19 protein-coding genes are annotated in these 21,472 nt (G+C 61.3%); 15 read left to right on the forward strand and 4 right to left on the reverse strand.

Going from position 1 to position 21,472, the window contains the following annotated elements; genetic code table 11:
- The 3 genes from ftsY to Q0936_RS17985 all read left to right on the forward strand — a co-directional run.
- Window positions 1-978: signal recognition particle-docking protein FtsY (gene ftsY, locus Q0936_RS17975; protein ID WP_299296462.1), on the forward strand; the 978-nt coding region annotated here is incomplete at its 5' end.
- Between the two features lie 48 nt (window positions 979-1,026).
- Entirely contained in the window at window positions 1,027-1,929 is a 903-nt protein-coding gene (locus tag Q0936_RS17980; RefSeq protein WP_299378325.1) for an EamA family transporter, read from the forward strand.
- A gap of 9 nt (window positions 1,930-1,938) precedes the next feature.
- Window positions 1,939-2,547: an inner membrane-spanning protein YciB gene (locus Q0936_RS17985; RefSeq protein ID WP_299293472.1), complete on the forward strand. Its 609-nt coding sequence runs from the start codon at window positions 1,939-1,941 to the stop codon at window positions 2,545-2,547.
- 21 nt (window positions 2,548-2,568) lie between these two features.
- On the opposite strand, the gene Q0936_RS17990 is transcribed toward Q0936_RS17985, so the two are convergent.
- The gene (locus tag Q0936_RS17990; RefSeq protein WP_299293469.1) at window positions 2,569-3,255 is read right to left on the reverse strand and encodes a glutathione S-transferase N-terminal domain-containing protein; all 687 of its coding nucleotides are present in this window, start codon (window positions 3,253-3,255) and stop codon (window positions 2,569-2,571) included.
- Between the two features lie 21 nt (window positions 3,256-3,276).
- The gene (locus Q0936_RS17995; protein WP_299293466.1) at window positions 3,277-4,215 is read right to left on the reverse strand and encodes a DUF726 domain-containing protein; all 939 of its coding nucleotides are present in this window, start codon (window positions 4,213-4,215) and stop codon (window positions 3,277-3,279) included.
- 288 nt (window positions 4,216-4,503) lie between these two features.
- On the opposite strand from Q0936_RS17995, the gene metZ reads away from it, so the two are divergent.
- The 5 genes from metZ to Q0936_RS18020 all read left to right on the forward strand — a co-directional run bounded on the left by metZ (window position 4,504) and on the right by Q0936_RS18020 (window position 10,593).
- Window positions 4,504-5,691, forward strand: a complete 1,188-nt coding sequence (metZ, locus tag Q0936_RS18000; protein WP_299293463.1) for an O-succinylhomoserine sulfhydrylase — start codon at window positions 4,504-4,506, stop codon at window positions 5,689-5,691.
- A 153-nt stretch (window positions 5,692-5,844) separates the two neighbouring features.
- Window positions 5,845-6,948, forward strand: coding sequence for a GTP cyclohydrolase FolE2 (gene folE2 / locus Q0936_RS18005; RefSeq protein ID WP_299293458.1), 1,104 nt, complete (start codon window positions 5,845-5,847; stop codon window positions 6,946-6,948).
- 224 nt (window positions 6,949-7,172) lie between these two features.
- A complete protein-coding gene (locus tag Q0936_RS18010) occupies window positions 7,173-7,400 on the forward strand; it encodes a hypothetical protein (protein ID WP_299146233.1) in 228 nt (75 codons plus the stop codon).
- 104 nt (window positions 7,401-7,504) lie between these two features.
- Window positions 7,505-8,953: a TrkH family potassium uptake protein gene (locus Q0936_RS18015; protein ID WP_299293455.1), complete on the forward strand. Its 1,449-nt coding sequence runs from the start codon at window positions 7,505-7,507 to the stop codon at window positions 8,951-8,953.
- Window positions 8,953-10,593 (forward strand): thiamine pyrophosphate-binding protein, encoded by a 1,641-nt coding sequence (locus Q0936_RS18020; RefSeq protein WP_299293452.1) that lies wholly within the window; start codon window positions 8,953-8,955, stop codon window positions 10,591-10,593. The genes Q0936_RS18015 and Q0936_RS18020 overlap by 1 nt, the downstream gene beginning before the upstream one ends.
- 70 nt (window positions 10,594-10,663) lie before the next feature.
- Here Q0936_RS18020 and Q0936_RS18025 read toward each other — a convergent pair whose 3' ends face one another.
- Together Q0936_RS18025 and Q0936_RS18030 are read right to left on the reverse strand one after the other, a co-directional pair.
- Window positions 10,664-10,939 (reverse strand): hypothetical protein, encoded by a 276-nt coding sequence (locus Q0936_RS18025; protein WP_299146236.1) that lies wholly within the window; start codon window positions 10,937-10,939, stop codon window positions 10,664-10,666.
- A gap of 124 nt (window positions 10,940-11,063) precedes the next feature.
- Window positions 11,064-12,806, reverse strand: coding sequence for a serine protease (locus tag Q0936_RS18030; protein WP_299378328.1), 1,743 nt, complete (start codon window positions 12,804-12,806; stop codon window positions 11,064-11,066).
- A 174-nt stretch (window positions 12,807-12,980) separates the two neighbouring features.
- Here Q0936_RS18030 and Q0936_RS18035 point away from each other — a divergent pair, with 174 nt between their 5' ends.
- The 7 genes from Q0936_RS18035 to Q0936_RS18065 all read left to right on the forward strand — a co-directional run bounded on the left by Q0936_RS18035 (window position 12,981) and on the right by Q0936_RS18065 (window position 21,472).
- Window positions 12,981-13,922 (forward strand): glycine--tRNA ligase subunit alpha, encoded by a 942-nt coding sequence (locus tag Q0936_RS18035; protein WP_299297129.1) that lies wholly within the window; start codon window positions 12,981-12,983, stop codon window positions 13,920-13,922.
- On the forward strand, window positions 13,919-14,275 hold the full coding sequence (locus Q0936_RS18040; protein WP_299297128.1) for a glyoxalase superfamily protein: 357 nt from the start codon (window positions 13,919-13,921) through the stop codon (window positions 14,273-14,275). Before Q0936_RS18035 ends, Q0936_RS18040 begins: the two co-directional genes overlap by 4 nt.
- Window positions 14,272-14,796 (forward strand): DUF6446 family protein, encoded by a 525-nt coding sequence (locus Q0936_RS18045; RefSeq protein ID WP_299297125.1) that lies wholly within the window; start codon window positions 14,272-14,274, stop codon window positions 14,794-14,796. Before Q0936_RS18040 ends, Q0936_RS18045 begins: the two co-directional genes overlap by 4 nt.
- Complete coding sequence (glyS, locus tag Q0936_RS18050) at window positions 14,796-16,955, forward strand: glycine--tRNA ligase subunit beta (RefSeq protein ID WP_299378331.1); 2,160 nt, start codon at window positions 14,796-14,798, stop codon at window positions 16,953-16,955. The genes Q0936_RS18045 and glyS overlap by 1 nt, the downstream gene beginning before the upstream one ends.
- 112 nt (window positions 16,956-17,067) lie before the next feature.
- A complete protein-coding gene (locus tag Q0936_RS18055) occupies window positions 17,068-19,632 on the forward strand; it encodes a putative PEP-binding protein (RefSeq protein WP_299146242.1) in 2,565 nt (854 codons plus the stop codon).
- Between the two features lie 149 nt (window positions 19,633-19,781).
- Complete coding sequence (locus Q0936_RS18060) at window positions 19,782-20,423, forward strand: cell wall hydrolase (RefSeq protein ID WP_299146243.1); 642 nt, start codon at window positions 19,782-19,784, stop codon at window positions 20,421-20,423.
- A 119-nt stretch (window positions 20,424-20,542) separates the two neighbouring features.
- Entirely contained in the window at window positions 20,543-21,472 is a 930-nt protein-coding gene (locus Q0936_RS18065; protein WP_299297501.1) for a dihydroneopterin aldolase, read from the forward strand.

Raw genomic sequence — 21,472 nt, forward strand, 5'->3', positions numbered from 1 at the left:
GAGCCAGAGCCAGAGCCAGAGCCAGAGCCAGAGCCAGAGCCAGAGCCAGAGCCAGAGCCAGAGCCAGAGCCAGAGCCGAAACAGCCTTCACGCGGCATTCTGGGCCGTCTGTTGGGACGTCGCGACGCGGCACCTGTCATGCGGCGCACGCTGGACGATGACATGCTCGAACAACTCGAAGAGTTGCTGATCACCGCCGACATGGGTGTCGACACCGCATTGCGCGTGACCGCCAACATGGCTGAGGGTCGCATGGGCAAGAAACTGTCCGTGCAGGAGATCAAGGAACTGATGGCGCGAGAGATCGCGCGCATCATGGAACCTGTGGCCAAACCCTTGCCGCTTTATCCCCAGACACCGCAGGTCGTGCTGGTGGTGGGCGTCAACGGGTCGGGCAAGACAACGACCATCGGCAAGCTGGCGAGCCAGTTCCGCGCAGCGGGCAAATCCGTGGTGATCGCGGCGGGTGACACGTTCCGCGCCGCTGCCGTGGAACAGCTGCAAGTTTGGGGCGACCGCGCGGGCGTCCCGGTTCTGACGGCCCCCGAGGGGTCGGACCCGGCCAGCCTCGCCTATGAGGCGATGAGCCGTGCGCAGGCAGATGGCGCTGACCTTTTGATGATCGACACGGCGGGGCGGTTGCAAAACCGGGGCGACCTGATGGAAGAGCTGGCCAAGATCGTGCGTGTGATCCGGAAAAAAGACGAAAGCGCGCCGCACAACACCCTGTTGGTTCTGGACGCGACCACGGGTCAGAACGCGGTGGCGCAGGTCAAAGTATTTCAGGAGGTGTCGGACGTGTCCGGCCTCGTGATGACCAAGCTGGACGGCACCGCCAAGGGCGGCGTGCTGGTGGCGCTGGCCGACAAGTTTGGCCTGCCGATCCACGCGATTGGTGTGGGCGAACAGATCGACGATCTGTCGCCCTTTGATCCTGAGGAATTTGCCGCCGCACTGACCGGCCTCGAAAATGAATAGTGCGCGATTACAACGGGTTCCAGCTGTCCCCGCGGGGACAGATGCTGAATGACCGAATGGCTGATCAGCATTGAAGGCACAGAAACGGGCCATTCGGTCGCGTTGGGCCTTGCGATCATGGCCGCGTTTTTGCACGCGGTGTTCGGCGCGCTGCAAAAGGGGCGGCACGATCCGTGGCTGACGCGCGGCGCGGTGGACATCTCCTATGGCACGATGGCGCTGCCCTTTGTGCTGTTCGTGGTGCCCTGGCCCGAGCCGCATATGTGGCCGATCTTTGCCGTCGTTTTCCTGATCCACATGGGGTACAAAATCTTGCAGGCCTGGGCCTATTCCAAAGGGGCCTATACGGTTGTCTACCCGGTCGTGCGCGGCACCGGGCCGCTCTTTGCAGTGATTGGCGCGTACTTCCTGTTTTCCGAGACCTTCACTGCGGTGCAATGGCTGGGCGTGGGCGTGCTGTTGTCGGGGATCTTTGGGCTGGCCGTCTATAACCTGCGCTATCTCGAGACCGAACGTGACACGCTGAACATGGCGCTGGGGTTGGCGGTTCTGACGGGCCTTTTTGTGGCGGCCTACACAACCTACGACGCATACGGCATCCGCGCGACGGCCGACCCGTTCACTTTTCTGGCGTGGTTTTTCCTGATCGACGGGCTGGGCATGCCGCCCATTGCCTACCTGCGCTGGCGGCGCATGACGGACCGGCCCGACATCGGGCCGCTGATGCTGCGCGGGCTGGCAGGGGGGCTGGTGGCGCCGCTGTCATTCGGGGCGATCATGCTGGCCACGCGGCTGGACAAGGTGGGCGAGGCGGCGGTCCTGCGCGAGACCTCGACTGTCTTTGCCGCCATTATTGGTTGGCTGGTGCTGAAAGAAACGGTAGGACCGCGCAGAATTGCCCTGATGGCCTTGATCGCGCTGGGCGCGGTGATCGTCGAGATGGGCGGATAAGAGGCATCCATGAGCAACGCACGCGACATTAACCCGATCCTCAAACAAGTTCTGGAACTGGGCCCGCCGCTGGTCTTTTTCCTGATCTACCTGCGCATCCGCGACAACACCTACGTGATGGGCGGGGCCGAGTACTCCGGGTTCATCGTGGCCACGTTGATCTTTGTGCCGATCATGCTGATTGCGATGGCGGTCCTATGGGCGCTGACGGGCAAGTTGAGCCGGATGCAGATTTTCACGGCCTTTATGGTCGTCTTTTTCGGCGCGCTTACCGCGTGGTTCAATGATGAGCGGTTCTTTAAAATGAAGACGTCGATTGTCTACGGGCTGTTTGCGCTGTTGCTTGGCATCGGGTTGCTGCGCGGGCAGAGCTGGCTGGCCTATGTGTTGAAAGACACGATGCCGATGCAGGATGAGGGCTGGATGATCCTGACCCGGCGGCTGTGCATGATGTTTGCGGGCCTTGCTGTTGCCAACGAACTGGTGTGGCGCACCATGTCGACGGATGTATGGGTCAAGATCGAGACCTTTGGCTTCCCTATTGCTCTGATGGCCTTTTTGTTTTGGCAGTTCAGCAGCTTGCAGGGATACTTGATAGAAGAGGACGAAGACGCCTGAAGCGTCTGCGCCCCCGGTTCTTTACCCCTTTTGTTTGAACAGGCGGTCCTGGCTGTCCTTGTCATGGGTGGTTTTGCGTTTGTCCGCGTGCAACGCTCGGCCCGCCTGAACGCCGGGGCGGTTGCCCACAGCGTCGAGCCAGCGCGCAAGGTGCGGTTTGTCGTCCAGCGTCTGTTCCTGACCCTCCCACAGGGATGCCCAGGGCCAGATTGCCATATCCGCAATCGAATAGTCGCCCGCCACATACTCATGGTCGGCCAGTTGCCGATCGAGTACGCCATATAGGCGCGATGTCTCGCCACGGTAGCGGTCCTTGGCGTAGGGAATGTCGTGGCCCATTTGTGGCGCGTATTTCAGGAAGTGGTGCGTCTGCCCGGCCATCGGCCCAACGCCGCCCATCTGCCACATCAGCCATTGGTCCACTGCAATGCGGTCGCGTTCGGTGGCGCCGCCGAACCGCCCGGTCTTGCGCGCCAGGTATTGCAGGATCGCGCCGCTTTCAAAGAGGGAAATGGGCGCGCCGTCCGGGCCATGGGGGTCGGTGATGGCGGGCATCCGGTTGTTGGGCGCGATTTTCAGAAAGTCGGGTTTGAACTGATCCCCTGCGCCGATGTCGATCAGGTGCGTTTGGTACGGCAGTTCAAATTCTTCGAGAGCGATGGAGATTTTCCATCCGTTTGGCGTGGGCCAGAAATACAGGTCGATCATGGGGGTCCCCTTGGTGCGGGGTCATGATGCCGTTTTGTGCGCGCTGGGCAAGGGCAGGGACAGGGTCGGACGTGCAAAGATGCGTGACCATCTGGGCGCTGTCGTTGCCGGCAGCACAAGGCGCAGGGCCTCGAGCGGCACGGCGTCGGGACGGCGCAGGGCGTGGGCGTAAAACCGCATCACGCCGGGGCGGGTATAGCCGGACCAATGGCACACGCGGCGCTGTGGTGGTGCGATGTGGCCGCCAAACCCCGTGAGCAGGGACAGGGTGCGCAGGCAGTCCAGTTGCACGGTCACCGCATTGGAAAGTGTGAGGCCCGCGCTCATTGCGCGGTCTTTGGGGTGGGGCGCGGGGATCAGGCGTTCGAATGCAAAGTCAAAGAGGTCGTTTTCGCGGCTGGTGATGTTGATCAGCTCGGCGGTGTGCCCGGCGGCGGTGGTCATCGCCTGCTGAGCGCGGCTGGCATAGGATGCGCCGGTCAGGGTGATGATCCGTTGGACGCTGTGCGCGGGCAGGGTCTGGAGCGCCTCAAAGATAATCTCGGACCCCATGGAGTGCGTGATGACGTGGATGGGGCGCTGTGCGGCGCGGCGGTGCAGGTCGGCGATGACCTCTGCAAGATGGCGTCCGGCGGCGTGTGCCGAGCGGACGGCGCGCCACAGGTTGCCGCGCGCGCGCCAGCCAAAGGCCACCGCCAGCCCTTCGTCCGGGTTGCCCGCGCCAAAGCCCAGGTGCCGCAGCCATTGGACGTCACCATCGCGGTCCGGGTGCTTGGCGTGGGCAAAGATGGATGTATGGGGCGAAAACCGCACCGTGTCCGGGTCATATTTGAAACCGTGCACCATGATGATGATCGGCCCCGTGCCGCAGGCCGCGGTTGCGAGGGCGGACCGTGCCGAAGCGGGCGAGCCATGCAGGCGGAGCCCTTCGGGCCCTGCGTTCAGTCTCAGGATCGGCATTGCACCACCTCCTACCACATCTAGTGGGGCCCATATGGGTCAGGCGTATGACGCGCGGATGAATTTAAAGTTACAGCACCGTGACGGTGTTGACGCGCCACACCGCCTTGCGTATCCCCTGACCCGTGGCGATTTGTTACCGGATTGCGGGCCACACCGGCGGTGCCCATGGGCATTGTGTCGGAAAATTCCGCTAAAAGGTCAGGATGAAAGCCCCCCTTTCGCTTGACCCGCGTCTGGGGGTTTTTTGTGGCCTGACCCCATTTCAGGCCCATGACGGAGAGAGTGATGTCCGAGGATTGGAATGCGCGGACCCGCGCAGTGCATGGCGGCACGCGCCGCAGTCAATATGGTGAGGTCAGCGAGGCGATTTTTCTCACCCAAGGGTTTGTCTACGACAGTGCAGAGGCCGCAGCACAGCGGTTTGAAGAGGCCGGCGAGGATGAGTTCATCTATGCCCGCTATGGCAACCCGACGGTGCGCATGTTCGAGGAACGTATTGCGCTGCTGGAAGGGGCAGAGGACGGATTTGCCACTGCGTCGGGCATGGCGGCGGTGTCGGGTGCGCTGACGTCGATGCTCAAGGCGGGCGACCGGGTTGTGTCGTCGCGGGCGCTCTTTGGGTCTTGCCTATACGTGCTCGAAGAGGTGCTGACCCGCTACGGGGTCGAGGTGGAATTTGTCGACGGCACCGATCTGGACCAGTGGCGCGCGGCGATCACGCCAGGCACGCGCGCGGTATTCTTCGAGAGCATCTCGAACCCCACTTTGGAAGTGGTGGATATTGCCGCTGTGTCAGAGCTGGCCCATGCGGTGGGTGCGACCGTGCTGGTGGACAACGTGTTTTCCACGCCGGTCTTTTCCAATGCCATCGCGCAGGGTGCGGATGTCGTGATCTATTCCGCGACCAAGCACATTGACGGGCAGGGCCGCGCGCTGGGCGGTATCATCCTCGGCACGCGCGACTTTATCCGCAAGACGGTCGAGCCGTACATGAAGCATACGGGCGGATCGATGTCGCCATTCACGGCCTGGGTGATGCTCAAAGGTCTTGAAACCATGGACCTGCGGGTGCGCGCGCAGGCGGCCGGGGCGCTGCAACTGGCCGAGGCGTTGCAGGGACATGGCGCGTTGGCGCGGGTGATCTATCCGGGTCATGCCTCGCACGCCCAGCACGATCTGGTGCAACGCCAGTTGGGCGGCAAGGGCGGCACGGTTCTGTCGCTGGATCTAGCGGGCGGGCAGGCGGCGGCCTTTGGCTTTCTCAATGCGCTGACGATCCCGGTGATCTCGAACAACCTGGGCGATGCCAAGTCGATCCTGACCCATCCAGCGACCACAACGCACCAACGTTTGCCGCAAGACCAGAAGGACGCGCTGGGCATCAGGCCCGGCCTCGTACGCATGTCGGTGGGCATTGAGGATGCGGATGATCTGGTGGCGGACGTCCTGCAAGCCTTGGAAAAGGCAGTATAATGCCAATTTGGCCCGTGGTGACACGGGCCGTCAACAGTCCAAACTATTTGTCATCCAAGTTGCAGTTCCACACGTAATCGTTAGCAATATTGGAAATGTGTGGTGGGGTGGCTTACATACTCACCACACGCAGACAAAAAGGGGGGCTACTTTATGAACATTCATACGCCCGACATTACCTCAATACCCGAACGCGATGACGCCGAGGCCGCACTGGATGTGCTGCGCCGCTGGGCCAAAACCGCCTCGACAACCGAAATTCTTGAGCTGGACCCGTCCGTGGCACGACTGGTGCCGGGCGGAGACGCGGTGGACTATCCGTCCTTTGCGCGCGCCTATCCGTCCGAGTTCAAGGTGGATGGTGAGTACAAGGACACGCTGCCTGACCTGCAAAACGGTCCGTCCAGCCTGATCCGTGGCGCCAAGCAGCAGATCCAGCACGTCGGCATCTCGAACTTTCGCCTGCCGCTGCGGGTGCAGACCCGGTCGGGCGACGCGCTGACGCTAGAGACGTCGGTTACAGGCACGGTCAGCCTTGAGGCGGACAAGAAGGGCATCAACATGTCCCGGATCATGCGGTCGTTTTACAAACACGCGGATCAGACATTCAGCTTTGAGGTGATCGAGGCGGCGCTGGACGACTACAAGAGCGACCTCGAAAGCTTTGACGCGCGCATCCAGATGCGGTTCTCGTTTCCGATGCGTGTGGAAAGCCTGCGGTCGGGCCTGTCGGGGTATCAGTACTATGACATCGCGCTGGAACTGGTCGAACAGGCGGGCGTGCGCAAAAAGATCATGCACCTCGACTATGTCTATTCGTCGACCTGCCCCTGTTCGCTGGAGTTGTCCGAACATGCGCGTGCCACGCGTGGGCAACTGGCCACGCCGCATTCGCAGCGGTCGGTCGCGCGGGTGTCCGTGGTTCTGGATGATGATGCCGACGTGCTGTGGTTCGAGGACCTGATCGAGGCGTGCCGCCGCGCGGTGCCGACCGAGACGCAGGTGATGGTCAAACGCGAGGACGAGCAGGCATTTGCGGAATTGAACGCAGCCAACCCGATTTTTGTCGAGGATGCGGCGCGTCTGTTCTGTGAGCAATTGCTGGCAGATGTGCGCGTGGGTGATTTCCGGGTGGTCGCAAGCCATCAGGAAAGCCTGCACAGCCATGACGCGGTGTCTGTCCTGATCGAGGGCGAGACATTTGCCAATGACAGCATCGATCCCAAGATGTTCGCGACGCTGTTCCACGTGGGCTGAACCGCGACCACTGTTGGTGTGAGAGACAAAGGCGTGCCTGTTGGGCGCGCCTTTTGCATTGTGCAGTTGAGCGGATGTGCCGGGATTGGAAATCCAAGGTAAACAAAGTGTTCACACGGTCACTGCAACCCCGCCATGCAGGATGGGCATTGGTATTCTGCACTGCGGCATTCTATGTTTAAGGCATCGGGAGGACATGAAATTCTAAACCCACGAGGTATCCGATGGCCTATGTCACACACCCCAACACATCTGTTCTGAACACTGTCTGGAACAGCATTTCCGACTTTTTCACAATGGTCAGCCGCGCCCTGACAGTGTCGGCGGCAATGGACGCGCGCATGCAGCGCATTGAGACGCTGAACGCCAAGTCCGACGAAGAGCTTCAGGCGATGAACCTGCGCCGTGCAGACATCCCGGCCTATGTGTTCCGCGACCTGATGCACATCTGAACTGTGCTTTCGCACCCTGCCATGCGCGGGGTGCAAAGATTTGCCGCAACGGCTGCTTTGCGGCGGCTTGACACCCCCGCGATAGGGCTTCAACGCTGGGCGCAATGATGGATCTGCGCCCAGTTGGATATGTGATCGGCCTGCTTGTTGCGGTGCTTGGCATTGCGATGCTGCTGCCCCTGCTGGTTGACCTGGCTGAGGGGCGCGACCACTGGCCCGTCTTTGCGGAAAGCGCGCTGATCACCATCCTGACTGGGGGCATGATCGCGTTGAGCTGCGCCAATGGCGTGCGCGAAGGTCTGACCATCCAGCAGACGTTCCTTTTGACGACAGGCGTTTGGCTGGCATTGCCGATCTTTGGCGCGTTGCCATTTGTCATTGGCGCCACCGAGGCCCGGTTCGTCGACGCATTTTTTGAGGCCATGTCGGGCCTGACAACAACGGGGTCCACAGTTTTTTCGGGGCTGGACGACCTGCCTAAGGGGCTGTTGTTGTGGCGCGGTATTCTTCAATGGCTGGGCGGGATTGGCATCATCGTTGTTGCGATGGTGTTCCTGCCCGAGTTGCGTGTGGGGGGCATGCAGATTTTCCGCACCGAAGGGTTTGATACCTTTGGGAAAATCCTGCCGCGTGCCACCGAGATCGCAAGCCGAATTTCAGTGATATACGTGGCGCTGACGCTGATTTGCACCCTTTGTTATATCTCGGCGGGGATGGGCAGTTTCGACGCCACAGTGCATGCGATGACCACCATCGCGACGGGTGGATTTGCCAATTACGATGCCTCGTTTGCGGCCTTTGGGCCAGCCGCGTCCTACGTGGCCACGATGTTCATGATCCTGGCCGCGCTGCCCTTTGTACGGTTTGTGCAGTTGAGCGCGGGCACCGCGCGCCCGTTGCTGTACGACACGCAGATCCATGTGTTTCTGGTCACGGCGTTTTGCATCGTCTCGCTGATTGCGATGTGGAACCTGTGGCAGACAGGCGCGTGGGGCGAGGGTGCTGTGCGGACGGCGCTGTTCAATACAGTCTCGCTGATGACTGGCACCGGCTATGCGAATGCAGACTATATGCAGTGGGGCAGTTTCGCGGTTACGGTTCTGTTTTTCACCGGTTTGATTGGCGGCTGCGCGGGGTCCACCGCCTGTTCGATCAAGGTGTTCCGCTACCAGCTTCTCTTTGCCTCGATCCGCGCGCAACTGCAAAAGACACGCAGCCCGCATGGCATTTTCACGCCCCGCTATGCCGGGCGCCCGGTGGGCGAGGACGTGCTGAATTCGGTGATGTCGTTTTTCATGTTCTTCACGGTCACGCTTGGTTTGCTGGCTGTTGGGCTGGCCATGACAGGGCTGGATTTTGTCACAGCGCTGTCCGGGGCTGCGACGGCATTGGCCAATATCGGCCCCGGTCTGGGCGATGAGATCGGTCCGGCGGGCAATTTCGCCGGGCTGAATGATACGGCCAAGTGGTTGCTTTCTGCGGCCATGTTGATTGGGCGGCTCGAACTGATGGCCGTCTACGTGATGTTTACCCTGCAATTCTGGAGAGCCTGATGACCCAAACCCGCCCGCTGGGTGCGCAAATCTCACATATGCTCAAGGACCGTGGTGTCGACGTGATCTTTGGCATTCCGGGTGTCCACAATCAGGAAATGTACCGCGGCATCGAAGAGGCGGGGATCACCCACGTGCTTGCGCGCCACGAACAGGGTGCGGGGTTCATGGCGGACGGGTACGCGCGGGCAAGCGGCAAGCCGGGGGTGGCTTATGTGATCACGGGGCCGGGCCTGTGCAATATCATGACGCCGATGGGGCAGGCCTATTCGGATTCCGTACCGTTGCTGGTGTTGTCGTCTTGTCTCGATGAAACTGTGGCCACGCGCGGGCAATTGCATCAGATGAAGGACCAACGCGCGGCGGCTGAGACGGTTTGCGACTGGTCCGAAGAGGCGCGGACGGCTGAAGCGGCGTATCAGCTGGTAGACCGGGCGCTGACAGAGTTTACCACCCGCCGCAAACGTCCCAAACACATTCAGGTCCCGATTGCTCAGCTCGAAGCGGAGGCGGCACCCGCTGTGCGACACAGGCCGGATCACGCGCAACCAAAGCCCGACCAGTTCGTGATCGTGCCGTTACCGCGTACTGCACCACCGGGCATTGATACCCGGCAACTTGGTCACATCGCCAAACGCCTCATGGCCGCCGAACGCCCGTTGTTCGTCCTGGGGGGCGGAGTCGCGATGCCTGGCCTTGAGCAGGCGGTTCAAGCCGTGCTGAACAACTGCGGTGCGGCTGCGTTTACCACCTATGCCGGTCGTGGCCTTGTGCCGCCCGACCACCCGCTCAGCTTTGGATCCCATCTTGCCCGACCCGACAGCGCCAAGCTGCTGGATGCCAGCGATTGCGTGGTGTTTCTGGGCACCGACCTATCCGAAGGCGATCTGTGGCGCGCAACGGCGGGCCACCGTCCCGGCGCGATCCATATCAATATCGACCCCGAAGTGCTTGCGCGCGCGCACCCTCAGGACACGCGATTGCTGACGGATGGTGTTGAGGTTTTGGCCTATCTGGCGACCCACATGACGGGGAAACCGGCATCAAGCTGGTCGGCGGATTTGGTGGCAGGCTTCCGCAGCCGTTGGCGCGCAGAGGTCAACGCCGAACGTCCCGGTATCGTCCCGGTGTGTGACGCGCTGCGCGACTGCCTGCCCCAACGCACAATGATTTACTCTGACATGACACAATTTGCCTACACCGCCAAAGAGGTCTGGGACATGGACCGTCCCGGCCATTGGCACCACCCGACGGGGTTCGGCACGCTGGGCTATGCAACGCCTGCGGCCATTGGCGGCGCCATTGCGCGCAAAGGTCTGCCCACGATGGCGATCATCGGGGATTACGGCTTTCACTACACTATGCAGGAACTGGGCGTTGCGGTGGAACTTGGCCTGCCATTGCCCATCATTCTTTGGGACAACGGCAAGCTCAAAGAGATCGAGGAAAGCATGGTGCGCGCCCAGATTGCACCGAATGCGGTCATCGCCCGCAACCCAGATTTCTGCAAACTCGCCGAGGCATTTGGCGCACGGGCCGCAGCACCTCAGACACTGACAGATATGCAAGACACTGTCCGCGCGGCCTTTGACGCCGATGGCCCAACTTTGATCTATCTGACGCCAGACATCACGGGCTAAACCGATCTTCCTTTCGCCCAAAATACCTCGGGGGAGGCCGTAGGCCGGGGGCAGAGCCCCCAACCCTGGCTCAGGATTTGGAACCCTCAGCGCGGTAAATGCCGCCCCAGGTGTTGCCGGCGATATAGGCTGGGCAACCTTTTTTCCGGGTGTTCACGATCAAAAACCACATCGTTTCGCCAGGCCGGCCCGCGCGGCTGTATTCACAGCCCAGCGGATGAACCCACCACTGGCCCTGATAGGACACGGGCGGTTTTGCCACTGCGGCCTGTACCGGTGCGGCCGGGGCCATAACCATGCCGACGGTTGCCACCATCGCGGCGGTTTTGAGAATAGATTTGAACATGACACACTCCGATCACTGAAAACATTGACAGCGCTCCCACGCCTCGGTGTCACAATGCTGATCTTGCCGTTAACACGAGGCTAACGGCCACCAGGTTCATGCGCCCAATTTTAACGAATTGCCGTCAGTCCCAGCAGCTGACGAGCACGGTCATGCCCGTCGCTTCGGTGGACAGATCAATGGGGTCGATGGGGGTGCCGCTGTTGGTGATGGCTGCGGCCATACCGGCCTGCGCCAATACGTCCTGCAGGGTTTCCCGGTCCAGTGCAAACCGCACACCATCGGGCAGCGCCCGGCCGGATTGTGCCTCTGGCAACAGCATGCCCAGCACGCCGCCGCCGCTGTCCAACACAGGGCCACCGGCGTCGCCAGGCAGGGTCTCCATCGTCAGCCGCGCGAGATCCGTTTCGCCACCCAACCCGCGCACGTCGCTGAGGGTGCCAAAGGTCATGGACGGCGCGCCCAACACACCTTCGAAGCTATAGCCAGAAGCCGCCACCTCGGAGTTGAGGCGCGGGGCGCGGTCGCTGAACCGGGCCACCGCCAGCGGAGCAAGCGCGCTTGTGGGTTTGAGCACAGCAACGCCGCGCGCGTCATCAAGAACTGCCAGTTCGGCCTCGGTTTCCGTGTCCAACGTCAGGCGCGTGCAGCTTTGCACCGCTTCTGCGGTGGTCAGCACCGTGCCGCGCCGATCTACAAAAAAGCCTGACCGCGACAGCCGCGGTTTGCGCACTTCGAGGCCTGAGATCAGGTCGACGGCCTGTTCCGGGGTGCTGGCCTCGGGTGGGATAACACCGGCGAGGCGGACGAAGCTTTTTTCCATTTCATCGATCAGCCGTGTGCGACGCTCTTCGTCCCCCGCAGGCCAGATCAGGGTAAAGCCCTTGATCATCCCGTCTTCCAGCGCAACGCGGGTTTCGGACACGCGATTGGCGTCTTCGCCGACCAGCACAAAGGAGGAATTCTTGCGCTCGCGCGGGCCGTCCAGTGGCACCACATCCAGCGTCTGCATGATGTCATAGAGGCCAAAGAGCGTGGTTTGATCACCTGCCTGGCTGATGAGCAGCACGGTCGCCTCGATCTGACCCGAAGATGTGTAATGCGCAAAGGGATATTCATATTTGTCAAATTGCACCACGTCCGTGGGCAGCATCATTTCGATGCCAGCAGTGTCGTCGCGCACGGTCTCAAGACCCAGTCCATCAAGGACCGAGTTGTAGTCCTTGAGCAGGACAGCTCGCTGTTTGGTCGTCAGGATGCCAGTAACGTCAAAGCCCTTGCGTTCCTGCCATGCGGCCATGGAGTTGCGCGTGCCGCGTCCAAAGGCACCGTCGATGGCCCCCTGGTACGTGCCCGCCCATTTCAGCGCGATCTGGAGCTGTTCGCGTTCTGCGCGAGACAGCTGGCGTTCGCTGCGCTGGGCCTGTGCGGGTGTTTCGTCGGGCGGGGGCGGGGCCGGGGTTTCCACCACGGGCGTTTCAGGGGCGGGTGCGGGCGTTGTGCCGGTCGGTGCCTGCACGACGCCGCGGTTCAGGACATTGGCACCCACGGGCCAGAATTGCTGGCGAAAGCTGGAGGACAGCGCGATGTAGCTGTCGCGGGGGATCACGCCTTCGGACCGGTAGACGCGCAGCACCTGTTCCGCATCCGTGCGGGCATAGGGGCCCAGGGCCACACCGTACCAACCGCCGCCCAGCGAAAACCCATTCACGTCCGGCAATGCGGCGGCATAGTCGCGGGCGCGTTGGGTGGCAGTGGCAAGGTTTGGCTGTGCCTCGACCTGGATCCACACGGCTTCTTCCTGAGCTCTGGACAGCCCCACCGTCATCACCAGAACAGCCCACGCCAATACCAGCTTTTTGATCATCACCCGACTTCCCCTTGAATTGGTCTTTGTGCCTGTTTTTCTGCGGCTAAGGATAAGCAGGAAACCGCTGCAATGAAAATGGGGGAATACCCCCAAAAAGAGACATCGCGCGCAATTGACCTCGCTTGGGGCGAGACGTAGGAAAGGCGCGCATCTGCCAAAGGTCCTTGCCCCATGTCCGACACCGTTTCGACCCCGCGTTCGTTTCAAGAAATCATCCTGCGGCTACAGACCTATTGGGCGACGAAAGGCTGCGCTATTTTGCAACCTTACGACATGGAAGTTGGGGCAGGCACCTTTCACCCCGCCACGACCCTGCGGTCGCTGGGGGATCAGCCGTGGGCTGCAGCCTATGTGCAGCCATCGCGACGACCCACGGACGGGCGGTACGGCGAAAACCCCAACCGGCTTCAGCATTACTATCAGTACCAGGTTCTGATCAAACCCAGCCCGCCGGACCTGCAAGAGCTGTACCTCGGCTCGCTTGCGGCCATTGGCGTGGATATGGCCCTGCACGACATCCGCTTTGTCGAGGATGACTGGGAAAGTCCGACACTGGGTGCGTGGGGCCTGGGTTGGGAAGTGTGGTGCGACGGCATGGAAGTGTCGCAGTTCACGTATTTCCAGCAGGTTGGCGGGCATGATTGCCACCCTGTCTCGGGAGAGTTGACCTATGGGCTGGAACGGCTCGCGATGTATATTCTGGGCGTCGATCACGTCATGGACATGCCGTTCAACGACCCGCAAACGCCCATTCCGCTATCCTATGGCGACATCTTCAAACAGACCGAAGAGGAATACGCCCGCTGGAATTTCGATGTGGCCAACACCGACGTGCTGTTGCGCCAGTTCGAAGAGGCCGAGGCGGAATGCCAGAAAATCCTGGCGCAGGAGCATGTCGACCCCAAGACGGGCAAGCGGATCATCATGGCACACCCGGCCTACGACCAGTGCATCAAGGCGTCGCACATGTTCAACTTGCTGGATGCGCGCGGTGTGATCTCTGTCACGGAACGTCAGGCCTATATCGGGCGCGTGCGGGCGCTGGCCAAACAATGCGCCGACGCCTTTGTGCAAACGCGGGCCGGGGGCTGGCGCCCCGAGGACGCGGCATGACCTATCTCAACGCGACCCCTGTGTTGCGCGTCTCTGACTATCAGCGGGCCAAAGCATTCTATATGGACGTGCTGGGGTTCGACGTGGTGAACGAGGCGGGTGAACCGGTGACCGGCTTCGGCATCTTCGTGGCCGGCGGCGCGCGCGTCTTTCTGCACAGCTGGGAAGGGCCGGAAGCGGCCTGGGACGGGTGGCGCGGGTATTTCTACTGCCCCGACCTGGATGCGATGATCGCCAAGCTGACCACGCTGCAGCAACCGTTCAAAGGCCCGGAAACCACATTTTACAACATGCGTGAAATTGAAGTGACCGATCCGGACGGCAACGTCCTTTGCTTTGGGCAAGACGCATGAATGGTAAAATCATAGGAATTGTCCTCGTGCTCACTGGCATCATCGCGGGTGCAGGTCTCTATTACCTGCAAGTCTATGGCTATTACGAGGACGTGGATTTTGACGTCCCGAACGAGATTGAAATGGTGTCGATAGTGTCCGGCTCGCCCGAGCCGCTGCTTGTGCAGGCATTGCAGGCCATCGACGCTGACAGCTCGCCGATCCGGTTCCGCGCTTGCTTCGAGACAGACGCGTCGCTGGCCATGCTGACCGAGACCTTTGTCGGTCTCGAACCTGTCGCACCGCGAAACGCACCGCCCTGGTTCGAGTGCTTTGACGCCGAAGCGCTGGGCGCAGAGATTGATGCAGGAACTGCGCTGACATTTCTCGGCCAGAAGAACGTGCATTTCGGCGTGGACCGGATTGTCGCGATCACCGAGGACGGGCGCGGCTATATCTGGCACGAGCTGAACGATTGCGGCGAAAAAGCCTATGACGGCACGATTGTGGGCGAAGAATGCCCGAAACGGGACACCGAATAATGCCTGACCTTTTGATCGAACTCTTCTCCGAAGAAATCCCGGCGCGGATGCAGAAACGCGCAGGCGAGGACCTGCAAAAGCTGGTCACGAACGGTCTTGTAGAGGCCGGTTTGACCTATCGTTCGGCTGCGGCCTTTACCACGCCCCGGCGTTTGTGCCTGACGGTAGAGGGTCTGCTGGCGCAATCCCCGACCACGCGTGAGGAACGCAAGGGTCCCAAGGCCGATGCCCCCGAAAAGGCGATCGAAGGGTTCCTGCGCGGTGCCAGGCTGACCCGTGATCAGGTCGAGGAACGCGAGACACCCAAGGGCAATGTGCTGTTCGCCGTGATCGAGAAAGCAGGGCGTCCAGCCGCCGATATCGTGGCGGAGGTACTCGAACAGACGGTGCGCAATTTCCCATGGCCCAAGTCGATGCGCTGGGGGACCGGCAGCCTGAAATGGGTGCGTCCGTTGCAGTCGATCCTGTGCATTCTGACGGATGAAGCAGGTGCCGAAGTGGTTTCAGGCGATATCGACGGCATCCAGTTTGGCGACACGACGGAGGGGCATCGTTTCATGTCGCCGGGCCGGCTTTCTGTTGTGTCCTTCGAGGATTACGAGATCAAGCTCAGCCGCGCGCACGTCGTTCTGAACCCCTCTACACGTGCAGAGACGATCTGGAATGACGCGACCAACGCCGCGTTTGCCAGCGGCCTCGAGGTGGTGGAAGATGCGGGCCTGTTGGCCGAAGTGGCGGGGCTTGTGGAGTGGCCCGTGGTCCTGATGGGTCGGATCGCAGATGATTTTCTGGGGCTGCCACCAGAGGTGTTGCAGACGTCGATGAAAGAACATCAAAAGTTCTTTTCCGTGCGCAATCCGAAAACGGGCCGGATCGAGCGGTTCATCACCGTGGCCAATCGCGAAACCGCGGACAACGGTGCGACAATCCTGGCGGGCAACGAAAAGGTGCTGAGCGCACGTTTGGCGGATGCGAAGTTCTTCTGGGAAAACGATCTGCGCGTGGCGAAATCGGACATGAGTGTCTGGACGCAAGCGCTTGAAAACGTGACGTTCCATAGGCAGTTGGGCAGCCAAGCGGATCGCATCAGCCGTATCGCCACGCTCGCCCGTGCATTGGCACCGGTGGTCGGTGCGGACGCTGATCTGGCCGAAAACGCTGCTCGCTTGGCAAAGGCGGACCTTAGCTCCGAAATGGTCTATGAATTCCCGGAACTTCAAGGGCTTATGGGGCGCTATTACATCGAAGCATCAGGTGGCGATCAAGCAGTCGCAGCTGCGGCGCAAGAACATTATTCACCGCTGGGCCCATCGGATGATGTGCCAACTGCACCCGTCTCAGTCGCGGTCGCGTTGGCTGACAAACTGGATACGTTGACAAGCTTTTGGGCGATTGATGAAAAGCCCACCGGTTCCAAGGATCCCTTTGCCCTGCGCCGTGCAGCACTGGGTGTCATCCGGTTGGTTCTGGACAATGATCTGCGTGTGCCGCTGGACCGCATGACTCACAACGCGTTGCAGGTGGTCCTGAAACTGGATCAATGGCGCGCCGCCGAAAAAACGGAGACAGGTGACAAAGCCAAACAGTTTGCCCGCCAGATTGAAGTCGCCGAAGGGGTGATTGCGTCCGTGGGGCCAAACCTGTGCGCCTTCTTTCACGATCGCCTCAAAGTTTACCTGCGCGATCAAGGCATCCGACACGACATCATCGACGCCTGCATCGCGATGGAGGGGAATGACGACCTTACCCTCCTAGTGAAACGGGCGCGCGCGCTGTCCGAAACCCTCAAAACTGACGACGGCGAAAACCTGATCCAGGGCTTCAAACGCGCCAACAACATCCTCACCCAGGCCGAAGAGGCTGATGGCGTTGAATACTCCTATGGCGCTGACGCGAAATTCGCCGAAGAGGCCGAGGAAAAAGCACTGTTCGAGGCGCTCGATGCTGCTGAGGCTCGGATTGCGCCTGCGATGGCCTCGCAAGATTTCACCTCTGCGATGTCTGCCATGGCCAGCCTGCGTGGTCCCATCGACGGGTTTTTCGAGGCCGTCCAGATCAACACCGACAACCAGACGGTGCGCCGCAACAGGCTGAACTTGCTCAGCCGCATCCGCACGCTGTGCCTGTCCGTGGCAGACCTGACCAAGATCGAGGGTTAACCCTTCCTTTCGCTTCAAATACCTCGGGGGGCGGCGCAAAAGCGCCGGGGGGGCTGGCCCCCCTGATCACCCCTCGCAGACATCTACGCTTGTCACGTCAACGGTAGTGTCTATGCTGCGGCGCGAAAGGAACGCCGCAGTGCAGAATAACCCAAACACCACGCTGGTGACCCCGACGGCCCCGATTGCCACTGGTACCCATGGCGGCCGTGCAAAATGTCTGCAACGCTTGGCCCGGCTGGATTTGCCGGTGCCGACAACTGTGGCGCTGTCCTTTGACGCGGTTTACGCCATTGCCAGCGGTCATTTGCCCGACATCGACGCGATCCTCAGCCAGTTTCCTGTGGATGCGCTTCTCTGTGTGCGGCCGTCCTCTGAGGACCCGGATTGGGGTGGGCCGTCCGCAATCCTGAACATTGGCATGAACGACGCGCGTTATGAGGTCTTGTGCGGCACGTTGGGGACGGATGCGGCCTCTGCACTGTATACGCGCTTTGTGCAGTCTTACGCGATACATGTGGACCGTCTGGACCCGGACATGTTCGACGATGTTGCGGGCGAAGGGACCGACGCGATTGCCGCTGTCTTGCGCGCCTATGAGGACGAGACCGAGGTGCCGTTTCCTTCGACCCGCGCCGAACAATTGGCGGGCGTTCTCAAGTCGATGGCCCGCGCCTGGGAAGGCACATCGGCCCGCTTGCTGAGACAGGCCAAGGGCGCGCCGGCGGATGCGGGTCTGGGTCTTGTCGTGCAACAGATGGCCTTTGGCATCGGGCAGGGCGAAAGCGGTGCAGGTGTTCTGCAACTGGTATCTTCGCAATCCGGCATGCCGCAAATCACGGGCCGCTATCTGCGTCAGAGCCAGGGCCGCGATGCCCTGCGCAGCGATGCGTCCAGCCTTTACATCTCACGCGATGCGCGCGGCGCATCGCTGGAAGAGTTGGTGCCAGACTGCTTTGCGCAGTTGGTCGATCATGCCCGCCTGATGCGCACCAAGCTGCGCGAAGAGATGCAGGTGGAGTTTACGATCGAAAATGGCCAGTTGCGGATCCTTGATGGGGTGCGCGTGGCCCGGTCTTCCCGTGCGGCTGTGCGGATCGCCGTGCAACTGGCGCGCGACGGGATCATCCCGCGCCAAGAGGCGCTGATGCGCATTGAACCCAGCCGGTTGAACGAGTTGCTGCACCGTCAGGTGGACAAACACGCCAAACGCAATGTCTTGGGCAGCGGTATTGCGGCAAGTCCGGGTGCTGCAACGGGGCGGCTGGTGTTCTCGGCCACGGATGCACAGGCCAGCGCCTCGCGCGGCGAAGACTGCATTCTGGTGCGCCGCGAGACCTCGCCAGAAGACATTCGCGGCATGCACGCCGCCAAAGCCGTGATCACAGAGCGCGGTGGCATCACCAGCCATGCAGCGGTGATAGGCCGGGGTATCGGCTTGCCCTGTGTGGTTGGCGTCAGCGACATACGGTTTCAAACACGTCGCGGCCAGTTGGTGACACAGGACGGACGGGTCATCCCGGCGGGCGAAATCGTCACAGTGGACGGCACCAACGGCACCATCCTTTTGGGGGCGCCTAACATGCAAGAGGCGGCGTTAGACGACGCGTTTCAGGATCTCATGGAATGGGCCGACGCAGAGCGCGATATCGACATCCGCGCCAATGCCGACACGCCCGCTGATGCACAAACCGCCCGCAATTTTGCGGCGCAAGGCATCGGGTTGTGCCGAACCGAACACATGTTTTTCGAAGCCGGCCGCCTGACGGTCATGCGCGAGATGATCTTTGCCGAGACCAGCGATGACCGCAGGGCGGTTCTGGACCGGTTGCTGCCGATGCAACGCGCGGATTTCATTCAGTTGTTCAACATCATGCAGGGCCAGCCGGTCTGTATCCGCCTGTTTGACCCGCCTTTGCACGAGTTTTTGCCAACCGACCGGAATGGCCAGCGCGAGTTGGCAGATGCGCTTGACCTGCCTTTGTCGGACGTGACGCGCCGGATCGAGGCGATGATGGAATACAATCCCATGCTGGGCCTGCGCGGTGTGCGCCTCGGCGTGACCGTTCCCGAGATTTACGAGATGCAGGCGCGGGCCATTTTTGAGGCGACGGTCGAGGCCAGCCGCGATGGCGATGCGGTTGTGCCGGAGATCATGATCCCGCTGGTCAGTGCCAAACGCGAGGTTGAACTGGTCCGCACCAGCATCGACGCCATTGCGGCGGCGGTCACCGCAGAGATGGGGGCCGAGTTCACCTATCGGCTGGGCATCATGGTTGAGACGCCGCGCGCGGCACTGCGTGCAGGCGAAATTGCGCAACACTGCAGCTTTCTCAGCTTTGGGACAAACGACCTGACGCAAATGACCTATGGTCTGAGCCGTGATGACGCCGGGCGGTTCATGTCCGACTATGTGCGCCAAGAGGTCTTTGTCGAAGATCCGTTCCATTCGCTGGACATCGAAGGTGTCGGGGAATTGTTGCAGCTGGGGTCGGAACGCGGACGCGCCGCGCGGCCTGACATCACCTTGTCGATCTGTGGCGAACACGGGGGCAACCCCGAATCAATCGCCTTCTGCCGGAACGCGGGATTTGACTATGTGTCGTGTTCTCCGTTCCGTGTGCCGGTGGCGCGTTTAGCCGCAGCGCAATTGGCGATCGGCCACAAGATCGGGTAGAACTGCGCATATTTTGTGGTGAGACGGGTGTTTTGGCGTGGGCGCATACGCCTGTGCATGGCGGATATGTGCACAGAAACCGGGCGAAAACTGGACGAAGCGGCATTTTTTCACTACTTGGCCCGGATTGACATGATCCTGGGGTTTCCATGCAACGGTTTCTGAAAAGCGTCGCGGCGCTGTCTCTTTTTGCGTGTACGGCTGGTTTTGTTGCGGCTGAGACGCCGGGCAGCCGCACCGCCGACGCGCTGCGCAAGGCGGAAGAACGCGGGCTGAACGCGGTGCCCGCGCCGCGTTTGAACGACCTGGTGACAGCACCTCAAGCGCCCAAGGGTGTCACGCTGACCCGCAGCTGGTTGAATGCACAGCCCAAGGCAAATGGTGGCCCGCAGTGGCGGTGCCTGAGCGAGGCGTTGTATTTCGAGGCGCGGGGCGAAACCGTCAAGGGCCAGTTTGCGGTGGCCGAAGTGATCATGAACCGGGTCAAGAGTGCTCGGTTTCCGTCATCTGTTTGCGGTGTGATCAACCAGGGCACGGGCCGCAAGTATCAGTGCCAGTTCACCTACACCTGTGATGGCGCGCCTGAAACGATCCACGAGCCGCGCGCCTTTGCGCAAGTGGGTAAGGTCGCGCGCACCGTGTTGGACGGTCGTGCGCCTGATCTGACGAACGGTGCCACGCATTACCACACCACGGCCGTGCGCCCGAAGTGGAGCAGGGTCTATACCAAGACCGCAGCCATCGGCGTGCATGTCTTTTACCGGCACACGTTCCGCACGGCGTCCAACTGAGATCAGACGGCCTGGCCGTTGACGTTTTCGCGCGTCCAGACGGCGTCTTTGGCCCTGTCGCATATGCCGGACGGGCGCTAGAACGACCGTCGAGTTCTTCTTGCAAAGGGTGATGTCACATGACGTCTGAAATCCGTCTTGCTTTTGCGCACCCGTCCGAGCGGTCCGAAGCCACGGCAACTGCTGGTCCGTTGGACCGCATTTCCGTGCGTGATCACACCGTCGAAGTAGAGATCGGCGCTTTTCAGGCCGAGCGGGGTGTGACGCAACGCATCTGTTTCAACATCGTGGTTGAAGTGCGCCCGCTGACCGGCCCCATCGACGACGACGTGGATCGTATTCTGAGCTATGACAAGGTCACCGAAGCGATTGCGTTTGAACTGGCCGACGAGCGGCTCAACCTGCTCGAGACGCTGGCCGAACGGGTGGCCGACCGCATTCTGCTTGAGCCGCAAGCGATGCGGGCCTTTGTGCGGGTGGAAAAGCTGGACCGTGGTCCGGGTGCCTTAGGTGTCGAGATTGTGCGCAGCCGCACGGCGGCACGCCCCGTTGATGTCGATGCAATCGAAGAGGACGCGCCGCACCCTGAATTGGTATTTCTGTCAAACGACGCTATCGCGGCACCGCATCTGGGGGGCTGGATAGATCAGTTGGAACAGATGGGCCGCCCGCTGATCTTTTGCGTGGGACCGGCGGACAGTGTGGCACCCGAGGCGGGGCATCCGCTGGCGCAACGGCGAGTCGATCTGTTGGCCATCGAGCAAAACGCCTGGGTACTGGCGGCGCGGGACGGACGTTGCAAGGTGGTGGACACGCGGACGGAATTGGACTGGGCCATGCGCAACGGGCAGATCTGTATCTGGGCGCCGTCGAAAATTGTGCTCGACGCGGTGGATGGTCCATCTGCCAAGGGCGCGGATGCGGTGGCGCTGGCCTGCTGGTTTGCGGCCACATTTGACGCGCGCGAGATGTTGGTTATTGGCGCGGATGCACCGGAAAGCGCGCCCGTGACTGTGCGCGCGGTACCCGTCGGCCAGACGCGGCTCTGA

It is taken from the genome of uncultured Tateyamaria sp. (assembly GCF_947488715.1).
GTDB lineage: Bacteria > Pseudomonadota > Alphaproteobacteria > Rhodobacterales > Rhodobacteraceae > Tateyamaria.

Excerpts from the sequence above, each read along its gene's own strand:
- Q0936_RS17995 (WP_299293466.1), bottom strand. The coding sequence starts at position 4,215 with ATGCCGATCCTGAGACTGAACGCAGGGCCCGAAGGGCTCCGCCTGCAT.
- Q0936_RS18040 (WP_299297128.1), top strand. The coding sequence starts at position 13,919 with ATGACCTATCTCAACGCGACCCCTGTGTTGCGCGTCTCTGACTATCAG.
- Q0936_RS17980 (WP_299378325.1), top strand. The coding sequence starts at position 1,027 with ATGACCGAATGGCTGATCAGCATTGAAGGCACAGAAACGGGCCATTCG.
- metZ (WP_299293463.1), top strand. The coding sequence starts at position 4,504 with ATGTCCGAGGATTGGAATGCGCGGACCCGCGCAGTGCATGGCGGCACG.
- folE2 (WP_299293458.1), top strand. The coding sequence starts at position 5,845 with ATGAACATTCATACGCCCGACATTACCTCAATACCCGAACGCGATGAC.
- Q0936_RS18045 (WP_299297125.1), top strand. The coding sequence starts at position 14,272 with ATGAATGGTAAAATCATAGGAATTGTCCTCGTGCTCACTGGCATCATC.
- Q0936_RS18060 (WP_299146243.1), top strand. The coding sequence starts at position 19,782 with ATGCAACGGTTTCTGAAAAGCGTCGCGGCGCTGTCTCTTTTTGCGTGT.
- Q0936_RS18030 (WP_299378328.1), bottom strand. The coding sequence starts at position 12,806 with ATGATCAAAAAGCTGGTATTGGCGTGGGCTGTTCTGGTGATGACGGTG.
- Q0936_RS18020 (WP_299293452.1), top strand. The coding sequence starts at position 8,953 with ATGACCCAAACCCGCCCGCTGGGTGCGCAAATCTCACATATGCTCAAG.
- Q0936_RS17985 (WP_299293472.1), top strand. The coding sequence starts at position 1,939 with ATGAGCAACGCACGCGACATTAACCCGATCCTCAAACAAGTTCTGGAA.
- Q0936_RS18065 (WP_299297501.1), top strand. The coding sequence starts at position 20,543 with ATGACGTCTGAAATCCGTCTTGCTTTTGCGCACCCGTCCGAGCGGTCC.
- Q0936_RS17990 (WP_299293469.1), bottom strand. The coding sequence starts at position 3,255 with ATGATCGACCTGTATTTCTGGCCCACGCCAAACGGATGGAAAATCTCC.
- Q0936_RS18015 (WP_299293455.1), top strand. The coding sequence starts at position 7,505 with ATGATGGATCTGCGCCCAGTTGGATATGTGATCGGCCTGCTTGTTGCG.
- Q0936_RS18010 (WP_299146233.1), top strand. The coding sequence starts at position 7,173 with ATGGCCTATGTCACACACCCCAACACATCTGTTCTGAACACTGTCTGG.
- Q0936_RS18055 (WP_299146242.1), top strand. The coding sequence starts at position 17,068 with ATGCTGCGGCGCGAAAGGAACGCCGCAGTGCAGAATAACCCAAACACC.
- glyS (WP_299378331.1), top strand. The coding sequence starts at position 14,796 with ATGCCTGACCTTTTGATCGAACTCTTCTCCGAAGAAATCCCGGCGCGG.
- Q0936_RS18035 (WP_299297129.1), top strand. The coding sequence starts at position 12,981 with ATGTCCGACACCGTTTCGACCCCGCGTTCGTTTCAAGAAATCATCCTG.
- Q0936_RS18025 (WP_299146236.1), bottom strand. The coding sequence starts at position 10,939 with ATGTTCAAATCTATTCTCAAAACCGCCGCGATGGTGGCAACCGTCGGC.